Source organism: Chryseobacterium hilariae, assembly GCF_051400735.1.
In the GTDB taxonomy this organism is placed as follows: Bacteria; Bacteroidota; Bacteroidia; order Flavobacteriales; family Weeksellaceae; genus Chryseobacterium.
On record NZ_JBLFFJ010000005.1, the window covers coordinates 260,108 to 280,919 of the forward strand.

Consider the following 20,812-nt stretch of genomic DNA (forward strand, 5'->3'; position numbering starts at 1 on the left):
GATTGTAAATCTTGTTAAATGATTTTTGAACCATTAAGATCAATAAAGTTATTAAGGAAAGTTAAAAAAAATATCAAAGATATTTTTAAGCCTAATATCTGTAATTTTTAATGATCTTAACGACTTAAAAAACCTTAATGGTTCAAATTAAAAATATCCAAAATCATACGACTTTGGATATTGAATATAGCAATTTTATCTTCTTATTTTAAAGGAATATTCGCTAAAATTTCTTTGGTGAAATTCCAGAATTTCTGGGCAGAAGGAATATTAGCTTTCTCATCCGGAGAATGCGCTCCTCTGATCGTAGGCCCGAAGCTTACCATTTCCATTTCAGGATAATTGGCTCCGATGATCCCACATTCCAGTCCTGCGTGACAAGCTACCACATGAGGCTTTTCACCGAATTTTTCTGTGTAGATTTTTTCCATCAGCTGTACAATCTCAGAACCCGGTTTTGGTTTCCATCCAGGATAAGAACCACTGAATTCAACATTCATTCCGGCTAATTCTGCCACAGATTTTAACTGTTCTGCTACCGAATATTTAGATGAATCCACAGATGATCTGGTTAAGTTTAAGATTTTAAGCTCACCGCCTTTTAATTCTACTCTGGCTACATTGTTGGATGCTTCCACAAGATCTTTTACGTCCGGGCTCATTCTGTAAACCCCATTGTGAAGAGATTTTAAAGCAAGGATAATCTTCCTGGAATCTTCTTCGGAAACAGCTTTGTCAGAAGTCGTAGAATTTTCAATATTGATATGGATACCAGGTTCTACTGTAGCAAATTCTTCTAAAATTTCTTTTTTAAGAGCTGTAGCCGTTTCAATAAATTCCTGAGCATTTCTCACAGAAATAAGTGCCGTAGCTTCTCTTGGAATGGCATTTCTCAAGCCGCCGCCGTCAACCGTTACCAACTGAATATTCTGGTTAGCTAAGCCACTGTAAAGAAGTCTTCCCAGAATAATATTGGAATTTCCGAAACCTTTATGAATATCCATTCCTGAATGTCCTCCCTGAAGGCCTTTAACTTCAATTCTTATAATCTGTCCTTTTGCTGCTTCTGTTCCATAATTTTGAGTAATGGTTACATCTACACCTCCGGCACAGCCAATATCAATTTCATCATCTTCTTCCGTATCAAGGTTTAATAGGATTTCTCCAGTCAGTTGCCCCGGCTTTAAACCTAACGCGCCTGTCATTCCCGTCTCTTCATCAATCGTAAAAAGAGCTTCCATAGCAGGATGTGGAATATCTGAACTTTCAAGGATTGACATAATGGTAGCCACTCCTAAACCGTTATCAGCACCCAGAGTTGTTCCTTTTGCCTTTACCCAATCTCCATCTACCTCCATTTTGATTCCTTCTGTATCGAAGTCAAAATTAACATCGTTGTTTTTCTGGCATACCATATCCAGGTGCGACTGAAGAACAACAGATTTACGGTTTTCCATTCCGGCAGTGGCTGGTTTTCTGATGATGACGTTCCCTACTTCATCTACCGTAGTTTCCAACCCTAAGTTTTCGCCAAATTCTTTGATGAAAGCAATCACTCTTTCTTCTTTTTTAGATGGTCTTGGAACCGCATTTAATTTGGAAAAATTCTTCCAGATAATCTGCGGTTCTATATTAGATAATTCCATGAAATTTTATTTTTATCAAAATTACAAAATAAAAAATGCTTCCGTGAATCCGGAAGCATTTTTTATAAAGAGTATAGAGGTAAATTTATTTTTTAGCTCTATTATTTTTAACATCCGCATTCCCCATAAATAGGAATTGTTTCTACAGTGCCGTCCGGTTTTTCAATCGTCAGGGTACCTTCAAATAATAAAGCCTCTTCGCTTTTTATTTTTTTACCTTTTACAGAAATCTTGTAATTGTCGCTTTCAATTTCTTTCGTCAATTCTTCGTCAACTTCCATGTCGCTTGACGAAATAAGATTCATTGCTAATCTTTTACCGTCCAGCTGCATATAAGCTGTTTTTCCTGCATCATCAGCATAGATGTATTTTTCTGCTTCAAAATCAGCTTTATTTCTTGCAAAATAGCATGAACATTCTTTGATCTCTTTTGGAAAGGGAATGATGTCAACCCGTATTTTTCCTGATGCTGTTCCTGTTTTGGCAGAATCTTTCGCAATGGTTAAAGAATCTGTTGAAGCACTATCCTTAACGGTTTCCTTGTCTTTTTTACAGGCGGTCAAAAGAAGTGCTGAAAAGAAAATGATTAGATATTTCATTGTTTGTGGTTTTTTACGTTTAACCTCTTGCTCTTTCCAGAAGAACCATCATCAGTAATGATAAGATTACTAAACTTTCGTCTTCGTCATCAATATCGATCACTCTGTCAAGCTGGAATCTTCTTCCGAAGAAAGAAGGCATTTTTTTAAGTTTAAAATATTCCTTTCCGTCGATACCTCTTACAGTATAGGCAGGATTAAGAAAATATCCTGTAAACATCCCTATAATCGGAATCTCACTCACCATGCCGTCAAAGAATTTTGTCCATGCATTATCCTCTGCGACCGTGAATTTGGGTTGGTCGTTTGAATCCAGAATATCGTAAGTGGATTTCCAGAGTGAACGCATCCCTTTTCTTGCCAGTCTTCCGTAATTTTTGTTGTCAATAAGGTCATTTAAAGAATAAGACGCATTGAAATCAATCCATTGATTGGCTTTGATCCTGAAAAGCTCCTTAGATTTGCTTTCGTCATTGAAAACAATAACATCTTCCTTCAGCTTGAACATTTTCTGACGAACATACGCTACATAGTTTCCGTCTTTATCAGTAATATTGAAGTCACTCGATAAAGTAGAGATTTTGAATTTGAAATCCAGTGGATAATTTAGGTTTTTAAGTACCATTAGTTTATTTTTTTCATATTAGAACCCCAAAGATAGAGGTTTTTTTAGAATCGGGAACTAAGAGTGAAGAATCAAGATTCTGGATGTCATTCACGAAATATGGAGTGCGAGGCTCCGGGAGCTGCCAGATTTTTGTTTATTCAGTATTCAATATTTGCAACTCAAACCTCTAAAAACACTCCGACTCCCCAACTCATAAACCCCTTCAATTCTCAACAATATTCCTTATTTTTGTATCTATGGATTACCCTAGTAAAGTTTTAGCAAAAGCCGTAGACGAAATTTCAGGACTGCCCGGAATAGGGAGAAAAACAGCTTTGAGATTGGCACTGCATCTGTTAAAACAACCCAGTTCCAGAGCGATAGGCCTTGGAAACTCATTAATTAACCTTGTTAACGAAATAAAATACTGTAAAGAATGTCATAATTTCTCAGATTTTGATGTTTGTGAGATCTGCAGCAATGAAAAAAGGAACAGAGAGCTTATCTGTATCGTTGAAGATGTACGTGACGTAATTGCTATTGAAAATACAGGAAAGTTTACAGGGAAATATCTGATCTTAGGTGGGAAAATATCACCCATGGAAGGCGTTGGACCCAATCAGCTGAATATACCGAGTATTGAAAGAAAAGTGAATGAGGGTGGTGTAAAAGAATTTATTTTTGCGCTAAGTGCTACCATGGAAGGAGATACCACAGCTTATTATATCTACAAAAAATTTAAAAATTTTAATGTCAGTTTTTCAAGCATTGCCAGAGGAATCTCAGTAGGAGATGAGCTGGAATATGCAGATGAAGTATCTTTGGGAAGATCTATTATTAACAGGTTGCCATACAACGAAAAGGATTAATATGAAGCTGTCGATAATCATTGTCAATTATAATGTAACCAGGCTGCTGAAAAACTGTCTTCTGTCCATCCAAAAATATGCGGGAGGAGAGAATTATGAGGTAATTGTTATAGACAATGCATCTACTGACGCTTCCTGGAGCGATCTCATTCCGGAATTTCCTAAAGTACATTTTATATCCTCCGAACACAATGAAGGTTTTGCTGTTGCCAATAATAAAGCGATAAAAACAGCAACGGGAGAATATGTTCTTCTTTTGAACCCGGATACCGAACTGGAAGGATTTTATATAAAAGATATTCTGGATTTTGCTGATTCTAAGCCGGATTTCGGATGCCTTGGAGTAAAGATGCATGATGCAGAGGGAAATTTTCTGCCTGAAAGTAAACGTTCCATTCCGGATATGTTCAATTCTTTTGAAAAACTGTTTACGAATTTTAAGAGAAGCAACTCAAAATCCTATTACAGAAGTGATATTGATGAAAATGCAGTTGCAGAAGTGGATGTGGTTACCGGAGCTTTTTTATTGATAAGAAGAGAAGTCTACGAAAAAATTGGAGGATTGGATGAAGCTTATTTTATGTATGGGGAAGATATAGATCTGTGCTATACGCTATTGAGAAACGGTTATAAAAACTATTATTACGGAAAGGCTTCCCTTCTTCATCATAAAGGAGAAAGTACCATTAAAGATGGGGTATATCTTGACCGGTTTTATGGAGCCATGCAGATCTTTATCGATAAATACTACAGAGAATCCAAGCCCATGCAGTATTCGTTTTTAAAGGCGGGACTGAAGCTTCGTCACAAGATCGAGAAGATCAAGCTAAAATAAAAAAGCAGTTCAATTTGAACTGCTTTTGTTTTATATAAGATAAATCTGTTATTATTTTGCCGGAGCTACAGGTGTCTGAGCCGGAGTAGTAGTCGTAGCCGCTGGAGCAGATTGCTTAGCCGGAGCTGTAGTTTCTTTCTTCACTGGCTGCTGCTGTGTAGGAGCTGCTGCTGTAGGCTTACCTGTAATCACAACGCTTATAAGGATAAGAACGATGATTACTGCGCCCAGAGTCCATGTTGCTTTTTCCATGAAATCATTGGTTCTCTGTACTCCGAATTGTGCAGGTGATGCACCTCCAAAAGTACTGGAAAGGCCTCCTCCTTTAGGATTTTGAGCCATAACGATGATTACCAATAAGATGCTGGCAATCATAACAAGAACCATCAATAGTGTAAATATAGTATCCATTAATTCTGATATCTTTTTGAATGGGCAAATTTAATCTTTTTTTACCGAATGGCAAAGAAGATCAAGGTAAATGTTATAAAAATAAAAACGGCAGCGCCTGCTGCCGTTTTTTCTATGAAAAAGACTATTCTTTATTTGAAATCAGAATCTTTAGCCTGGTTCACTTCGTATGATTTTACATTCATTACCATGTCCATGCCCATTTGATTTATTGAGATCGTATATGGCATTTTCACACCATTTACATCCTTGTAATTAGAGAAAGTAGTCGGGATGGTTACTTCCTGTCCCTGCGCTTTTGCAGTTCTGGTTTCTCCTGTTTTTAATCCCGTAGCAACACTGTAGTAATATGTTACATTATTACCTTTTACAGCGTAAGAATCTTCACCGCCGATTTTTTCAATTCCGGCTACTTTATAATCTGATGATTTTGCAAAACCTAATTCTTCAAACAGCTCAGTATTTTTCTGTTTTTCAGCAACTTGTTCCGGCTTTATAGGTGTTTTTTGTCCCATTTGCTCAGAATATCCCTGCTTTCCATCGAAAACCTGCTTCTGAACAACCTGTCCCATAGCAGTAACTGATGTAAGTTCCTTTCCGCCCTGAGCTTTTATGATTTTAAAATCAATATTCTGTCCCTGCATAGACATCGAAGCGTTCATTGTGTAAGAAGAGATCTTTGCAAGATTTGCTTTTCCTCCAATTGCATTGATGTATTTATCAGCAATAGAAGCGACACTTACACTGGCATCAGCTTTTTGTGCAGTCGGCTTTGCTACCGGATTGGCTTCTTTATCGTAATATTTTACAGGATAGCCCAGTTTTTCAAGTCCTTCAGAAATATCAGAAGCTTTACCGGCAATGAAAATTCTGCTTTGATTGGGTAAAATGGTAGATTTTACTGCATTGGAAATATCAGCGGCAGTTACTTTATCAATTGATTTTAAATAATTGGTATAAAAATCAGACGGAAGATCCTGAACCTTTTGGTTTAAAGCAAATTTGGCAATTGTTTCCGGCTTCTCCAGAGACATGATGAAAGATCCTTTCAGCTTAGCCTTGGCATTTTCCAGTTCTTCTGGTTTTACGGTAGAAATAGCATTAAGCTCATTCATAAATTCCTTAACCGCTTTATCCGTAACCTCATTTCTCACACTTGCATCAGCTGAAAAGTCAGAAGAATATTTACCGGCATTCATACTAGAATAAGCACCATAAGTGAATCCGTTCTTTTCACGGAGGTTCATGAAAAGTCTCGCTTCACCGCCTCCGCCTAAGATATAATTGGCCATTGTAGCAGCAAAGTAGTTCGGATCTTTCATTTTAAGATTGTTCAGGTTGTTCACCGAAACCACAGACTGTACAGCAGAAGGAACATCTACCACATTAATCTCTGTTTTAGCAAGATTGGAAGCCTGTTCCAGAGGTGTCACAGGGGTATTGGCTTTTTTCCATCCGCTGAAAGCTTTTTCTACCAGCGATTTTACCTTGTCAAATTTTACATCACCAACAATCACTAAATAAGCATTATCAGGAGTATAATATTTTTTATAAACGTTTTGTACGTCAGTTAACTGGATTTTATTGATCGTTTCCACGGTTTCAAATTCACCTCTGGCTGTATTTTTACCGTACATTAATGCATTGGAAACTTTAGAAGCGATAGAAGAGGCATTTTTCTCTTCAGATTTCAATCCTTCTACAGCTCGTTCTTTTGAATTTTGAATTTCTTCCGCAGAGAACTTTGGATTAATGATGGCATCTGCCATTAAGCCCAATACTTCAGGAAAATATTTTGAAAGAGAATTGGCAAAAGCACCATTGGAAGAAAAGCTTAAATTAGCCCCCAGATAATCTACTTTTTTGTTAAAATCCTCTTTGCTCAGATTCGTAGTTCCGTTTTCAAACTGCTCAGCCATGATTGAGCTTACCCCGGCTACATTTCCTTCAAGGAAAGGCGGTGTGTCCATAGAAAGAGTAGTGTTTACTCTCGGTAATTTATTATTTTCCACAACCATTACCGTAAGGCCGTTGCTCAGCTGGAAAGTTTTTGGTTTCGCAATGTTGATCGCAGGCGTGGGGCCCGGTTTTGGCATTGCATTAAGATCAATTTTTTGTGCTGAAACCGTTCCTGCGAATAAAAACGCTGCAGCTATATATGTTAATTGCTTTTTCATTTGTAAAAATTTAATTTTTAATAATCATATTTCAAACCTGAGTTTTAAATGATTACTTTTTTTCAGGAACGTAATTGATAATTACCCTTTGATTAGAATTCAGATATTTCTTCGCTGCGTTCTGCAGATCCTGCTTCGTAATAGATCTGTAGATGTCGATTTCCTTATTGATTAAATTAGTATCACCCATCAATACATGGTTGGTTGCCAATGAAGCAGCAATTCCCTCGATGCTTGAATTGGCATTTACAAACTGATTTTCATATTGGTTTTGCAATTTTTGATAATCTTCATCAGAGATAAGGCTGGTCTGAACTTTCTTGATTTCAGCATCAATATCAGCCTGTAAAGTCTGTTTCGTAGTCTGTCCCATCGGGATTGCGAAAAATGCGAAAATACTGTAATCTTCAAGACCCTGGCTGAAAGCCTGTACAGCAAGCGCTTTTTTGTCCTGGTCAACTAATTTTTTATATAAAACAGAAGATTTACCGTTGCTCAGATAAGAAGAAAGCATGTCAAGAACATAAGCATCTTTTTCCTTATTGGCAGGAGTTCTGTACGCAAAAATATACGCAGGAAGCTGAATGTTCGCATCAGTAACCGTTACTTCTTTTTCCTGAGTGATAGGTGTTTCTTTCGGGAAATCTTTAGGATAAATTGTTCCCTTTTGGATTCCTCCGTAATATTCCTGGATCCATTTTTTAGTCTGCTCAGGTTTGATGTCTCCTGCAACCACTAATGTTGCATTGTTGGGAACATAGTATTTTTTATAGAAAGCCTGGAACTCTTCCAGTTTTGCAGAATTCAAATCTGCCATAGAACCGATCGTAGGCCAGTTATACGGGTGATTGGTAAATAAATTATTAAGAATAGCTGTTAAAAGATTTCCATACGGCCTGTTATCCATATTCAGTCTTTTCTCTTCCTTTACAACCTCTCTCTGAGTATCTACTCCTATTTGATTGATGATAGCGTGACGCATTCTTTCAGCTTCCATCCATAGTCCCAGCTGTTCGTTGTTGGATGGGAAAGTTTCATAGTAATAGGTTCTGTCGTTTGATGTATTGGCATTGTTTCGTCCTCCGTTTGCAGAAACAATTTTCATCCATGTACCCCTTTTGATATTTGGGGTTCCTTCAAACAGAAGATGTTCGAAAAAGTGTGCGAAACCCGTTCTTCCTTTTACTTCATCCTTTGCTCCTACATGGTACATTACACTTGTGGTAACTACCGGAGCAGAATTGTCCTGATGAAGAATTACGTGAAGACCATTTGGAAGATCATACTCTTCAAATTTAATTTGCTGCGCATTCAGAACCATTCCAAAGAAAGATGCCGCCGCAACAGAAAGAAGTCGCTTTTTCATAAAATAGAAATTGTTTTGTATCAATTAGTAGCAAAAACACCATATTTGTTACATATTTCCTCTACACTTGGATGATCATGAAAATAGTACCGGTTAGCCTGTTCTGATCCGGCAGAATGGGTATCTCAATTTTTTTACTTTTTATAAATCAAATTCATAATTTGAATTGTCCTTTGAATACATTAATTTTGTGTTCCCAAATTTTTTTGCAGTATGGATTATCTGAAAGGACTCAATGAATCACAATATGAAGCCGTTACCTCTCTACAGGGACCTTTGATGGTACTTGCAGGAGCTGGTTCCGGAAAAACGCGTGTGCTTACCATGCGTATTGCCCACCTGATCCACAACGGAATTGACCCTTTCAATATTCTGGCCCTGACATTTACCAATAAAGCCGCCCGCGAAATGAAAGACCGTATCGCGAAAGTAGTGGGAGACAGTAACGCAAGAAGCTTATGGATGGGAACTTTTCACTCTGTTTTTGCAAGAATCCTGAGAATTGAAGGTCATTATCTGGGCTATCCTTCCAATTTTACCATCTATGACCAGCAGGATGCCCTGAATGTCATCAGGAAAGTACTTAAAGACATGAACATCGATGCCGATCTTTATAAGCCTAAAAAAGTTCAGGCAAGAATTTCGACATACAAAAACAATCTGATCACAGTAAAGGCTTATTTCAACAATCCTGAGCTTATGGAAGCTGATGAAAAAGCCAATATGAAATTCATCGGGAAGATTTACCAGAAATATGTGGAAGCATGCTTCAAAAACGGAGCTATGGATTTTGATGATTTACTTTTGAAAACCAATGAATTACTGACCCGTTTTCCGGAAGTGCTGGCTAAATATCAGGACAGGTTCAGGTATATTATGGTAGATGAGTACCAGGATACCAACCATTCCCAATATCTTATTGTAAAAGCGCTGGCTTCAAAATTTGAAAATATCTGCGTGGTAGGGGATGATGCCCAGTCCATCTATTCCTTCCGTGGTGCGAACATTTATAATATCCTGAACTTTAAGAAGGATTATCCTGATGCTATAACCGTTTCCCTGGAGCAGAATTACCGTTCGACTCAGAACATTGTAAATGCAGCTAATGTTGTCATTGCGAAAAACTTACAGCAGTTTAAAAAGAATGTTTTCAGTGATAATGAAGAAGGAGACAAGATCAAAATATACCGTTCACTTTCCGATGCTGATGAAGCAAATTTCGTAGCCGGAAACATTTGGGAGCTCAGAAACACTGATCAGAGGAAGTACAGTGATTTTGCAATTTTATACAGGACCAATTCACAGACCAGAGCATTTGAAGACGCGCTGAGACGTAAAAATATCCCGTACAAAGTTTACGGAGGACTTTCGTTCTATCAGAGAAAGGAGGTGAAAGATCTTATTGCCTATCTGCGTCTTCTGGTTAATGAAAATGATTCGGAGGCACTGATGAGGATCATAAATTACCCGACAAGAGGAATTGGAGAAACCACGCAGAATAAACTGATTGTTTTTGCGGATTCCCATAATGTAACCATTTCACAGGTATTGGGTAATCTGCCGATGTATGCGCAGCAGTTGGGCTTAAACAACGGTGTTTTAACCAAACTGAATGATTTCTGGTCCATGATCAAAGCCTTCCAGGTATTACTGAAAACTGATACAGCTTACAGTGTAGCCATGGAAGTTGCCAAGCGCAGTGGACTCATCAAATTCTTAAAAGACGATCAGACTCCTGAAGGAATTTCCCGGGTAGAAAACGTACAGGAATTGATGAACTCTATGCAGGGGTTCATTGAAGAGCAGATGCAGCTGGAAGACGGAGATCCGAGCCTTCCGAACTTCCTTGAAAATATTGCCCTTTCTGCCGATACCCAGGATAAGAATACGGATGAAGATATGGTTTCTTTAATGACCATTCACCTTTCCAAAGGTCTTGAATTCCCCGTGGTACATCTTGTGGGCCTTGAAGAAAACCTTTTTCCGAGCTTTATGAGCTCAGCAACAAGGGAGGATCTGGAAGAAGAAAGACGTTTATTCTATGTAGCACTGACAAGAGCTGAAAAGCAGGTGTTTTTCTCTTATGCCGTTTCGCGTTTTCAGTGGGGGAAAATTACGGATGCAGAACCATCAAGATTCTTAAGTGAAATTGATGATGAATATATTGAATTCCTGAACCCGGCCCTGGAAAAGAGGTTCATTAATAATACAGGAATCAAGTCCAATATTTTTGATGAGCATCCTTCCGAACAAAAAGCATTTAGACGGGTTGAAAAGAAAACGATTGAAAAAGGGGACAGCTCAAAACCTGCACCGGAAGTCAGAAAACTGAAACCTGTAAGCACAGCGAAAATTATCAATCCAAGCGGAGCTTCTTCACAGGATATCGAGGTAGGAGACAAGGTAAGACATGACCGTTTCGGAATCGGGGAAGTTTCTTTCCTGGATGGTACGGATCCTCAGAATATCAAAGCGAAAGTAATTTTCATACATGAAGGAGAGAAAAACCTTATTCTAAAATATGCAAAGCTTACAAAAATATAACAGTTAATTTTTCAGTGAAAAAGCTGATGATAATATTGTAAAACGGATTCCACTTTTGGAGTCCGTTTTTTATTGATTTTTTATAACAAAGGCAAAGATTTATTTTTCTTCGAATCTTATTATTAAGATAAACAAAGGCGTAGACTTCTCAATGTAAGACGAGGGTATTTCTACTGTTGTATTTCTTAAAATAAGCGCAGCGGCTTTGTCTTTCTTAAAAAGTTACATAGTACAATCTTTGTCTTCCTTTGTGATAAAATTGAAAAAAAATAAACTTATGGTTTTTGATAATAGAAAACATATAAAAGATTTCATTTGGGGTTCTTTTTATTCAAACACAAATAGCACTAATGTTTTCAAATTTATTTTGAATGTTGATAGTATTTATGAAAAAATTAATGTCATTCATTTAGAACAGCAGTAATAGACTGAAACTATCTTAAATTTTCATAAAACAAAAGTCTATTATTTTTGTAGACTAATAAAATTATTCTACATTTGCCACTCAAAAAACATAAACTATAAAATTGATGTAAGGGTATGAAAAATAAAAAGACTATTTTATCAGCTTCTGTTCTGTTTTTCCTCGGAACATATGCTTTCGGGCAGGAAAAAGAAAAAGACAGCGTGAAAACCAATACTGTAGAAGAAGTCGTGGTGCTGGGCTCAAGAGCCGGTGCCCGGTCCAAAACAGACAGCCCGGTTCCTGTGGATGTCTTCAATATAAAAGAATCATCTGTAGTTCTTCCACAGTCAAGTATAGGACAAATTCTGAACGCTATAGCGCCGTCTTTCACCTCTACCATTCAGACCAATTCGGATGGGACAGATCATTTGGATCCGGCTCAGCTGAGGGGATTAGGTCCGGATCAGGTGCTGGTTTTAGTAAATGGAAAAAGAAGACACACTTCAGCATTGGTCAATGTGAACGGAACACCGGGAAGAGGAACGGTAGGAACCGATTTGAACTCGATTCCTTCTTTTGCATTAAACAGAATTGAAGTGCTGCGTGACGGTGCCTCTGCTCAGTATGGATCAGATGCTATCGCAGGTGTTATCAACCTTGAGCTGAAAAAAGATATTGGTAAACTGACAGGGCAGGTAAGCTATGGCGGAAATTTAACCCCAACAGCAAATGACCATACGGGAGATTTTGACGGGCAGAATATCCAGGTAGACCTAAATTACGGCAATAAAATAGGAAATAAAGGTGGTTTTTATAACATCACATGGTCTTCACAGTTCAGGAATCCTACTTTCAGGGCCGGTGCTGAAAGCGGAGCAATTTATAATGCGTACAATGCGATTGAAAAACGGGCTCAGAATGATGGGGTAAACCTTTCTTCTCTCTTTTCAAATATTAACAATGTGCCCAATTCTCAGCAGCTCATTAATTATATTCATCAGTATGCTCAGGGAGTAAGCTATTTTTCTCCGGAACTTCAGAATCAAATCCAGGGAGCTAATACCATTGGTGCTTTACAAGGACTTTTGAAGGACGACTTTACCGATCAGGAACTGGCTTACAGAGGATTGAGCAGAAAAGATTTCAATATGCAGGTAGGACAGTCAAAGCTGAACAACCACCAGCTTTTTGCCAATATTGAAGTTCCAATTAATGACAACTGGAAAGTGTATTCTTTCGGCGGCTACAGCTTCAGACACGGAAGTTCAGGAGGTTTCTACAGAAAGCCGAATCAAAGCCGAACCTTTACAGGTTTGTATTTGGACGGTTATCTTCCGCAGATTGGAACGGATATCCAGGATTTATCGCTTTCAGCCGGGATAAAAGGAAACTGGGACGGCTGGAATATTGATTTAAGTAATACATTCGGACAGAATTCATTTACTTATAATATCAGTAACACTGGAAATACTTCATTACGTTTTGCTTCTCCCGATGAGTTTGATGCAGGAGGTTTAAGGTTTTCCCAGAACACCATCAATTTAGATTTTTCTAAAAAATATGATGTCTGGAGTGGAATTAATGTGGCTTTCGGAGCAGAGCACCGTTATGAGAATTTTAAAATAACGCAGGGTGAGCAAGCGTCTTACGCAACTTATGATGCTGCAGGAAATGTGTGGAATAATACCAGCCCCAGAGCAACGGATTTCTTTGGAAATGCACTTCCCGGAGGTTCGCAGGTTTTCGGAGGTTTCCGTCCTGTTAATGCTGTAGATAAAAACAGACAGGCGGTGGCAGCTTATGCAGATGTTGAATTCAATTTTACCAACTGGCTATTGGTTGATGCTGCAGCGAGATACGAGAATTATTCGGATTTCGGATCTACCTTTAATTATAAACTGGCTTCAAGAATAAAAGTAGCTCCTGATTTTAATGTGAGACTGGCTGGTTCTACAGGGTTCAGAGCACCTTCCATCCATCAGATATATTATAATGTGACGTCAACTCTTTTTACGAACAGTCAGCTTCTGGAAGTGGGAACATTCAGCAATGATTCACAAATTGCAGGCTTACTGGAAATGCCAAAACTGAAGCAGGAAACTTCCAAATCTGCCAGTGTAGGATTTACCTACAGAATTCCTTCTGCAAGACTTACTTTTACTGCAGACGGATATTTTACAAGAATCAACAACAGGATCATTCTTACGGATCAGTTCTTAAGATCAGATGTTCCGGCTGCAGCACAGGCTGCTTTTGATGCCGAGGGAGTTAATGGAGCACAGTTCTTTACCAATGCCATTGATACGGAAACAAAAGGAGTGGATGTGGTGATTTCCCATAATGCAAGATTTTCAGGAGTTAAGCTTGATAATAATTTCGCGGTTAATATCAGTGAGACCAAGAAAGTTGGGGATATCCATTCTTCAGGACTTTTACAGTCTCCGAACCTTGAAAAAATCTATTTTTCAGAAAAATCAAGAGTATATCTGGAAGAAGCCGTTCCAAGGGTAAAAGCAAGTTTATCGCATACACTTTCATGGAAAAATGCAAGCATCTATCTTAGAAACACCTATTTCGGAAAAGTAACAGGAGCAGATGTTATTGATGCCAACGGGGACGGGTTTGCCGGGTTCAATGAACATCAGCAGATCGGAGACAAGATCATTACCGACCTTTCACTGGCTTACCAGTTTACAAAAAATGTAGGACTGACTGTAGGCGTAAATAATCTTTTTGATATTTATCCTGATAAAAACCTGGCGGCTTCCACGAACAATGACCAGTTTATCTATTCCCGCTCAACTTCTCAGTTTGGTCAAAACGGAAGATATGTGTTCACAAGACTTAACTTCAATTTTTAAATAACCTGAATTTGGGATAAGGTATTGGCAAGCAATACAGGGAAATATATTGGCCTTACTTTGCTGAATGAAATGCCCTTGTTTCATTATTAACATGTCAAAAAATCAATAATTAGTAAATGAAACAGTCCGGATCATCCGGACTGTTTTGCTTTATATGAATTTATCTTAATTACCTTTCTACAAGCTCTTTTACAGGTTCTCCATAGTAATCAATCTCTGTTGTTTTGATCTGCAGAAGGTGGTACCATTTGATGAAAGCTCCTATAAATACAATGAGCATCAGGATCATGGCTGTTGCTGCTAAGGCTGCTAGCAGATACTGTCCTTTCGGAAGATAGATTGTTGTCACCTGAATGTATCCGGCCCAAAAAGTGATTCCGGCCATAAAAACCCCGGGAATTGCAGAGCATAAGGCATATTTACCTCTTTTCATCCGAATCAGCATTGTTGTACAGACGATCAGTCCACAGGCTGCCAATAGCTGGTTACTGATTCCAAACAGCGGCCAGATACTGCTTACATTCCCTGTAAATACCAGATAGCCCCATGCAAAAGTAAATAAAAGGCTGCTGATGATAATTCCGGGAACCCAATTCTTATCATTGAACTTAGGAATGACTGAACCCACATTTCCTGTAAAAAGAAACGGCCTACTCTTGTTCCTGCATCAATGGCAGTAAGGATAAATACAGCTTCAAACATGATGGCGAAATTATACCAGTACGCAGTCAGCTGGTCCATGTATGGTATTTTATTGAAAATATGAGCCATTCCAACGGCTAAAGACACGGCACCACCTGTTCTTCCATGGAGCTCAATGCCTATTTTTTGAGAATAGTAATCTATATCTACACCATGCAGTGATGGATGTGCAGCAAGAAAAGCATCATAGGATTCTTTCGGAGTATTGATGGCAAAATAATCACCTGGCATGAGGGTACAAGCTGCGATTAAAGCCATTAAAGCCACAAAACCTTCTACAAGCATAGCTCCGTAGCCTACAAAAAGGATTTCTCTTTCTTTATTGAGCATTTTGGGAGTAGTTCCCGTTGCAATAACTGCATGGAAACCTGAAATAGCACCACATGCAATAACAATAAAAATAAAAGGAAGTACAGGCCCGCCTATAACAGGTCCGCCACCATTTACGAATTCAGTGAGAGCAGGCATCTGGATCGTTGGATGAATAACAATAACCCCTAAAGCCAACATGATGATTGTCCCTATTTTCAGGTAAGTTGAAAGATAATCTTTGGGTACCAGAAGCAGCCATACAGGAAGCACAGAAGCCAGAAAACCGTAAAGAGGAATTGCAATGGAAATCGTTTTTATATCCCAGGTAAACAGGTTGTTCATCGTTTCATTCTGCATCAGGCTATGCCCTCCAATAATTCCGGCTACCAAAAGAATACCACCTAAAATACTGGCAAAAAGCACACTGTTTTTTCTGTATCTCATGATAAGGCCCATGATCACTGCGATAGGCATTGTGATTACAACAGTAAAAAGAGACCATGAAGCTTCATGCATCGCATTGATACAAGCAAGTGACAAACCAGCCAGCGTAAGGATTAATATAAATAGAATAGCGAAGCCGGCAACCGTTCCCGTAGCCTTCCCGATTTCTTTGGATGCAATGGTAGCAAGGCTTTGCCCTTTGTGTCGTACAGAAGCAAACAGAACTACCATATCATGAACACCGCCACCAAGTACACACCCGATCAGGATCCATAATGCGCCGGGAAGATAACCGAACTGGGCAGCAAGTACAGGCCCAACCAATGGTCCTGCAGCAGCAATAGCCGCAAAATGGTGCCCGAACAGAACATTTTTATTGGTTGCTACATAATCTTTACCATCAGCAAATTCTACGGCCGGAGTGGTATTATTATCATTGAGGCGTAGTACTTTATTAGCAATGAAAATACCATAAAAGCGATAGGCAATCGCGAAGATCAGTATCGATACGAAGATCAGGGTGAGTGCATTGGTGTTATTCAGAAAATCCATATCATCTGTTTTTTAAGCATGAATAATTAAAAATATTGGACGTTTGTTAAGAATAATTTAAACAAAAGCCAAGTTAATTATTTATTGATAAAAAATAATCAAATGTATAGTAATCTAGCAATTTAATACTAATGCACTCTTTTAATTAATTTATTTAATTGATTTTGAATTTATTAATTCATTTTTTGTTTCGAAATGTATATGGTTCTATTTTCGTTGAGATTCAATAAAATCCACCATCTGATCAGTAAGTTTGTCCATATAGCTTTTATCGGTAGTTTTGAAACCGTGCATGCCGCCTTCAACGATGATCAGATTATTTTGAATATTTTCTCTTTTTAGTTTTCTGTGGAGCTTTTTAGACTGATTCATCGGAACCACTTTATCTTTATTTCCCTGGACAATAAGAGTGGGAACGCCCCCTGAAGCATAGGTGACGGGAGAAATAGTTTTAAAATATTCTATTGCTTTCTTTTTGTCTTTTTTAATATCATAACCAGACAAACCCTGTACAAGATTTGTTCTGAGATCCACGATTTTTTTTGCTGCCAGCCCGAAAAAGAATACCGGAACTTTTCCAAGCCGGGTATGAAGCAGCTTATTCATATCTGCGGGGCCATAATGATCTACTACATAATTTACTTTTGAAGAATAGGAGGCAAGTTCCGGACTGCCCGGAAACTCATTATCGGGTGTATACGCAGCAAGCATGGAAAGATGGGCTCCTGAAGAAGCTCCAAAGAATCCAATATTATCCGGATCAAAATGATACTTTGAGGCATTTTTTCTTACCCATCTTACAGCATCTTTCGTGTCCTCTAATGGAAGCGGAAAATGAATGCTGTCATTCAGAAGGGTATATTGAATGCTGACTACTGCATACTTTTTTTCCAGAAGTTTGGAGATAAATGTTTCAATATAACTTCCGTCCGGGATTGCCTTATTTCCTTTTACCCATGCGCCGCCATGTACGTAGATAACTACAGGTATATTTCCCACCTGGCTTTGTTTCGGAGTGTAAATATCCAGGGAGAGCGGGTTTCCTTTTTTGTTGGTTTTGTAGACGATATTTTGAGACACTTCTGCTATTTCCGGAAGAAGAATACTTTTATTTACTGCGGGTTCCAGCTGGTTTTGTGCATAACCATGGGTAAACAAGCTTAATGAAAAAATAAAAAACAGGCTTATAAAAAACCTGTTGACTGATATGTTCGTTGATGATTTCATGAGAATACTTTTTGTGGTGGAGTGTTATACTACCAACTCCTCAAAAAGTTTACCAAACGTTTTTTCCAGATCTTTTGATTTTCCAGGATGAGGTCTTGAGGTCTGAATGGAAGAGCTCCTTACAGCCGTCAGCCAGCGGAAACGTTCCGGAATCTCCATCAGGGCAACCGGGCCTCCTTCTTTGTCACCATTAGCAATTTTCTGGAAGCTTTCGAGATTTTGCAGGACATCTTCAAAATCCATTTTACTGTCCATCAGTTTGAATTTATCCGGACACAGATGAAACTCCATGCGGATGAATTGCTCTTTTTTGGAAAACATCACAAGACCAATATTGAAAAACTCTTCTCTTTCAACTTTTGGTACCAGGCGGATAACCGCGTATTCGTATATTTTATCTTCTTGCATTTTTGGCTTCATTTATAAAGATTTGAGAATTTTCTAACCTTGTTTTAAGGAACTGGAAATAGATCTCGCGGATTTCTTCCGGACTTTCATCGGCATCCTCCCAGTGGAGCCAGTCTTCAGGAATTAAATTGACGATCTCTCTGAATAGTTTGTCATTCAGTACTTGATGGGCAAACTGATCGGCTTCATCCAGCATTTTGGCTTTTGGAAGCAGGACGTGGTCCTTCACATATTTGAAAGGGGTTTTCGCAGCCGTATCGAAATTCTGCCAGGAATGGTGGAAATAAAAAGATGCACCATTGTCGATCACCCAGAGTTCCTTATGCCACATCAAAAGATTGGTGTTTTTAAAAGTACGGTCAATATTCGTAATGAAGGCATCCAGCCATACAATTTTTGAAGCAAGAAGCGGGTCAACCTTTACGCCGGGATCATAAGTGATAGAACCTGAAAGATAATGCAGTCCCAGGTTCAGACCTTCCGAAAATTTCAACAGGTCCTGAATTTCCTCATCGGCTTCAGTTCTCCCAAAATCCACATCCAGATTCACAAATACCAGCTCAGGAATTTTCAGCCCCAGCGCTTCCGTAATCTTACCGCCCAAGAGTTCGGAGATCAACATTTTTACACCGTGTCCGGCACCCCGGAATTTCAGTACATATTTAAAATCATCATCAGCTTCTGCCAAAGCAGGAAGAGATCCTCCCTCTCTTAAAGGAAGAATGTAACGCATGACAGTTACAGTTCTTAAATCCAGCATACCGCAAAAATAAGGTTATTTTATAATTATTCAGTCAATTCCTGAGGAAAGGAATCACTTTTTCAGATAAATTTTTTTTTATATATTTCGGTTAAAGTGAATATAGCCGACAGGTCCGCTGTTTGGGAATACTAATTAATAATTTGATATGAAATTAATAAAAAGCCTTAATATAAAACTCGAAAATGCAGAAACCAGGGATTTTCTGGCTGATGGTGTTTACCCTGAAACGAACGAAAAACTACCGCTGGTTATTTTTGTTCATGGCTACAAAGGATATAAAGACTGGGGAGCATGGAATCTGATGGCGGAAAAGTTTGCTGAAGCGGGATTTTTCTTTGTAAAATTCAATTCATCGCATAACGGAACAACCGTGGAGGATCCGAACAATTTTGGTGATCTGGAGGCCTTTGGGAACAATAATTATTCAAAAGAACTTTCCGATCTGGGAGTTGTAATAGATCATTTTGTGAAAGATCAGCATGTAGATGATCAAAGGATAATTCTGATAGGACACAGCAGAGGAGGAGGGATTTCTATTATCAAAACATTTGAAGATGAAAGGATCAATGGGCTTATTACGCTGGCAAGTGTGGATACCTTAGAACGGTTCCCAAAAGATGAGGCTTTAGAAAGCTGGAAAAGGGAAGGAGTGTACTATGTGCTGAACGGAAGAACAAAACAGGAAATGCCTCACTATTACCAGTTTTATGAGGATTTTGAAAAAAATATTCACCGTTTTGATGTGGAAAGAGCGACAGAAATGGCCAAAGCTTACGTGCTGATCATTCACGGAACTAATGATGAAAGTGTAAGTGTAAAAAATGCGGAACACCTTCATATCCTTAATCCGAATTCAGAATTGTTCCTGGTTGAAAATGCGGATCATACGTTCGGATCTAAAGAACCATGGACTGAAAAAGTCCTTCCTCACAACCTGAATATTGTTACAGAAAAATGCATCGATTTTATTAATAAAAATTTGAAATAAAGTAAACAGAATAAAACTTAATACCTGAATTGTGATAAGAGATGCTTGAAAACAATTTTGTTTATCCTTGCGTTTAATAATTTGATTTTTCAGTAAGAATAAAAAAATAAAACCAACCTTACATAAGGCTGGTTTTATTTTTTTGAATATTATACTGTTTATACTGTTAAAAGTGTCCAGGCTTCTTCAATCCTGCTTTCCAACAGTAATTTCTGAGCATTTATGTGAACATTTTCATCTGCATGGAAATCTCCTGCAGGCAGTATTTCTACATTGGCAAGCATTCCCAGATCATTTCCGGTAAATATTTTACTGTATTTAATGGAATCCGGCAGAAGATCAAACCCGATTCCTTTTGTTACCAGCGGCTTCGGAACCTCAAAAAGACTGTTTTCATTACTTCTGGAATACCAGTTGCCTCCTAAACGGGCTACCATATCAAGCTTTTGCTGATCTAAATTTCCAGCTTCATTCAGATATTTTTCCCTGATGTGGATTTTCTGAACCTCACAGATCACAAGATTTCCTGCGCCTCCCTGATCTCCCAGAGATTTTACTTCTAAAACTTTGCATTCAAAATTGACAGGACATTCTTCAATCAGTTTGGGCTGTACAATATCCGCGTCTTTCATAGTCAGTCCGGATTTAATAAACTCATTGACTCCCGTTTCGTATTCCGTAGAAGCCAGAGAGATTTGCTGTACAATTGGAAAATTCACTGTTCCTATCACTACTTCCGGAACTTCCAGAACATTTTCCAGGGTATGTTTAGTGGTATTGTCTCGTACTCTCCTTGATGGTGAAAAAATCAAAATAGGAGGAACTGTACTGAACATATTAAAAAAGCTGAACGGAGATAAATTGATAGTTCCGTTTTTATCTACTGTAGAAGCTAATGCGATCGGACGCGGTGACACGGCGGTCTGCATGATGGTCTGGAGCTGTACGGAGGATAATTCGGAGGGTATTACTGTTTTCATATTCTGTTTTTTAACACTCAATTAAACTTAAGTGTTCAAATTATGTAAAAAGATGCTTCGACTTCGCTCAGCATGACATTTTTAATACTAGCCGTTTTTATTAGCAATTAAT

At 38.4% G+C, this 20,812-nt stretch carries 15 protein-coding genes and 1 pseudogene; 5 read left to right on the forward strand and 11 right to left on the reverse strand.

Translation table 11 applies throughout. The features are described 5' to 3' along the window. Window positions 1-203 precede the first annotated feature (203 nt). The 3 genes from ACMGDK_RS16060 to ACMGDK_RS16070 all read right to left on the reverse strand — a co-directional run bounded on the left by ACMGDK_RS16060 (window position 204) and on the right by ACMGDK_RS16070 (window position 2,870). A complete protein-coding gene (locus ACMGDK_RS16060; RefSeq protein ID WP_436808876.1) occupies window positions 204-1,646 on the reverse strand; it encodes an aminoacyl-histidine dipeptidase in 1,443 nt (480 codons plus the stop codon). Between the two features lie 107 nt (window positions 1,647-1,753). After that, entirely contained in the window at window positions 1,754-2,245 is a 492-nt protein-coding gene (locus ACMGDK_RS16065) for a hypothetical protein (protein ID WP_436808877.1), read from the reverse strand. Between the two features lie 19 nt (window positions 2,246-2,264). Then, window positions 2,265-2,870: an LURP-one-related family protein gene (locus ACMGDK_RS16070; RefSeq protein ID WP_436808878.1), complete on the reverse strand. Its 606-nt coding sequence runs from the start codon at window positions 2,868-2,870 to the stop codon at window positions 2,265-2,267. Window positions 2,871-3,109: 239 nt separating this feature from the next. Here ACMGDK_RS16070 and recR point away from each other — a divergent pair, with 239 nt between their 5' ends. Both recR and ACMGDK_RS16080 read left to right on the forward strand, forming a co-directional pair. Next, entirely contained in the window at window positions 3,110-3,721 is a 612-nt protein-coding gene (gene recR / locus ACMGDK_RS16075) for a recombination mediator RecR (protein WP_436808879.1), read from the forward strand. Next, window positions 3,717-4,556 (forward strand): glycosyltransferase family 2 protein, encoded by an 840-nt coding sequence (locus ACMGDK_RS16080; protein ID WP_436808981.1) that lies wholly within the window; start codon window positions 3,717-3,719, stop codon window positions 4,554-4,556. Before recR ends, ACMGDK_RS16080 begins: the two co-directional genes overlap by 5 nt. A gap of 51 nt (window positions 4,557-4,607) precedes the next feature. On the opposite strand, the gene secG is transcribed toward ACMGDK_RS16080, so the two are convergent. The 3 genes from secG to ACMGDK_RS16095 all read right to left on the reverse strand — a co-directional run bounded on the left by secG (window position 4,608) and on the right by ACMGDK_RS16095 (window position 8,510). Continuing rightward, the gene (gene secG, locus ACMGDK_RS16085) at window positions 4,608-4,967 is read right to left on the reverse strand and encodes a preprotein translocase subunit SecG (protein WP_436808880.1); all 360 of its coding nucleotides are present in this window, start codon (window positions 4,965-4,967) and stop codon (window positions 4,608-4,610) included. 131 nt (window positions 4,968-5,098) lie between these two features. Continuing rightward, window positions 5,099-7,144 (reverse strand): M16 family metallopeptidase, encoded by a 2,046-nt coding sequence (locus ACMGDK_RS16090; protein ID WP_436808881.1) that lies wholly within the window; start codon window positions 7,142-7,144, stop codon window positions 5,099-5,101. Between the two features lie 52 nt (window positions 7,145-7,196). Further along, entirely contained in the window at window positions 7,197-8,510 is a 1,314-nt protein-coding gene (locus ACMGDK_RS16095; protein WP_436808882.1) for a M16 family metallopeptidase, read from the reverse strand. Window positions 8,511-8,723: 213 nt separating this feature from the next. Here ACMGDK_RS16095 and ACMGDK_RS16100 point away from each other — a divergent pair, with 213 nt between their 5' ends. Together ACMGDK_RS16100 and ACMGDK_RS16105 are read left to right on the forward strand one after the other, a co-directional pair. Further along, the gene (locus ACMGDK_RS16100; RefSeq protein ID WP_436808883.1) at window positions 8,724-11,054 is read left to right on the forward strand and encodes an ATP-dependent helicase; all 2,331 of its coding nucleotides are present in this window, start codon (window positions 8,724-8,726) and stop codon (window positions 11,052-11,054) included. 540 nt (window positions 11,055-11,594) lie between these two features. Next, a complete protein-coding gene (locus ACMGDK_RS16105) occupies window positions 11,595-14,321 on the forward strand; it encodes a TonB-dependent receptor plug domain-containing protein (RefSeq protein WP_436808884.1) in 2,727 nt (908 codons plus the stop codon). A 172-nt stretch (window positions 14,322-14,493) separates the two neighbouring features. Here the strand turns inward: ACMGDK_RS16105 and ACMGDK_RS16110 are convergent. The 4 genes and pseudogenes from ACMGDK_RS16110 to ACMGDK_RS16125 form a co-directional block, all read right to left on the reverse strand. Then, a pseudogene (locus ACMGDK_RS16110) lies at window positions 14,494-16,334 on the reverse strand (carbon starvation CstA family protein). A 207-nt stretch (window positions 16,335-16,541) separates the two neighbouring features. Then, complete coding sequence (locus ACMGDK_RS16115; protein WP_436808885.1) at window positions 16,542-17,561, reverse strand: alpha/beta hydrolase fold domain-containing protein; 1,020 nt, start codon at window positions 17,559-17,561, stop codon at window positions 16,542-16,544. Window positions 17,562-17,585: 24 nt separating this feature from the next. Beyond that, on the reverse strand, window positions 17,586-17,969 hold the full coding sequence (locus ACMGDK_RS16120) for a DUF3037 domain-containing protein (RefSeq protein ID WP_436808886.1): 384 nt from the start codon (window positions 17,967-17,969) through the stop codon (window positions 17,586-17,588). After that, window positions 17,956-18,729 carry a HipA family kinase gene (locus ACMGDK_RS16125; RefSeq protein ID WP_436808887.1) on the reverse strand — a complete coding sequence of 258 codons (774 nt, stop codon included), beginning with the start codon at window positions 18,727-18,729 and terminating at the stop codon, window positions 17,956-17,958. Before ACMGDK_RS16125 ends, ACMGDK_RS16120 begins: the two co-directional genes overlap by 14 nt. Window positions 18,730-18,877: 148 nt before the next feature. On the opposite strand from ACMGDK_RS16125, the gene ACMGDK_RS16130 reads away from it, so the two are divergent. Continuing rightward, window positions 18,878-19,720, forward strand: a complete 843-nt coding sequence (locus tag ACMGDK_RS16130) for an alpha/beta hydrolase family protein (protein ID WP_436808888.1) — start codon at window positions 18,878-18,880, stop codon at window positions 19,718-19,720. 158 nt (window positions 19,721-19,878) lie between these two features. Here ACMGDK_RS16130 and ACMGDK_RS16135 read toward each other — a convergent pair whose 3' ends face one another. Further along, entirely contained in the window at window positions 19,879-20,700 is an 822-nt protein-coding gene (locus ACMGDK_RS16135) for a flavin reductase family protein (protein WP_436808889.1), read from the reverse strand. Between the last annotated feature and the right edge of the window lie 112 nt (window positions 20,701-20,812).

Coding starts and splice junctions, on each gene's coding strand:
- ACMGDK_RS16060 (WP_436808876.1), bottom strand. CDS start 1,646: ATGGAATTATCTAATATAGAACCGCAGATTATCTGGAAGAATTTTTCC.
- ACMGDK_RS16065 (WP_436808877.1), bottom strand. CDS start 2,245: ATGAAATATCTAATCATTTTCTTTTCAGCACTTCTTTTGACCGCCTGT.
- ACMGDK_RS16070 (WP_436808878.1), bottom strand. CDS start 2,870: ATGGTACTTAAAAACCTAAATTATCCACTGGATTTCAAATTCAAAATC.
- recR (WP_436808879.1), top strand. CDS start 3,110: ATGGATTACCCTAGTAAAGTTTTAGCAAAAGCCGTAGACGAAATTTCA.
- secG (WP_436808880.1), bottom strand. CDS start 4,967: ATGGATACTATATTTACACTATTGATGGTTCTTGTTATGATTGCCAGC.
- ACMGDK_RS16090 (WP_436808881.1), bottom strand. CDS start 7,144: ATGAAAAAGCAATTAACATATATAGCTGCAGCGTTTTTATTCGCAGGA.
- ACMGDK_RS16095 (WP_436808882.1), bottom strand. CDS start 8,510: ATGAAAAAGCGACTTCTTTCTGTTGCGGCGGCATCTTTCTTTGGAATG.
- ACMGDK_RS16100 (WP_436808883.1), top strand. CDS start 8,724: ATGGATTATCTGAAAGGACTCAATGAATCACAATATGAAGCCGTTACC.
- ACMGDK_RS16105 (WP_436808884.1), top strand. CDS start 11,595: ATGAAAAATAAAAAGACTATTTTATCAGCTTCTGTTCTGTTTTTCCTC.
- ACMGDK_RS16115 (WP_436808885.1), bottom strand. CDS start 17,561: ATGAAATCATCAACGAACATATCAGTCAACAGGTTTTTTATAAGCCTG.
- ACMGDK_RS16120 (WP_436808886.1), bottom strand. CDS start 17,969: ATGCAAGAAGATAAAATATACGAATACGCGGTTATCCGCCTGGTACCA.
- ACMGDK_RS16125 (WP_436808887.1), bottom strand. CDS start 18,729: ATGCTGGATTTAAGAACTGTAACTGTCATGCGTTACATTCTTCCTTTA.
- ACMGDK_RS16130 (WP_436808888.1), top strand. CDS start 18,878: ATGAAATTAATAAAAAGCCTTAATATAAAACTCGAAAATGCAGAAACC.
- ACMGDK_RS16135 (WP_436808889.1), bottom strand. CDS start 20,700: ATGAAAACAGTAATACCCTCCGAATTATCCTCCGTACAGCTCCAGACC.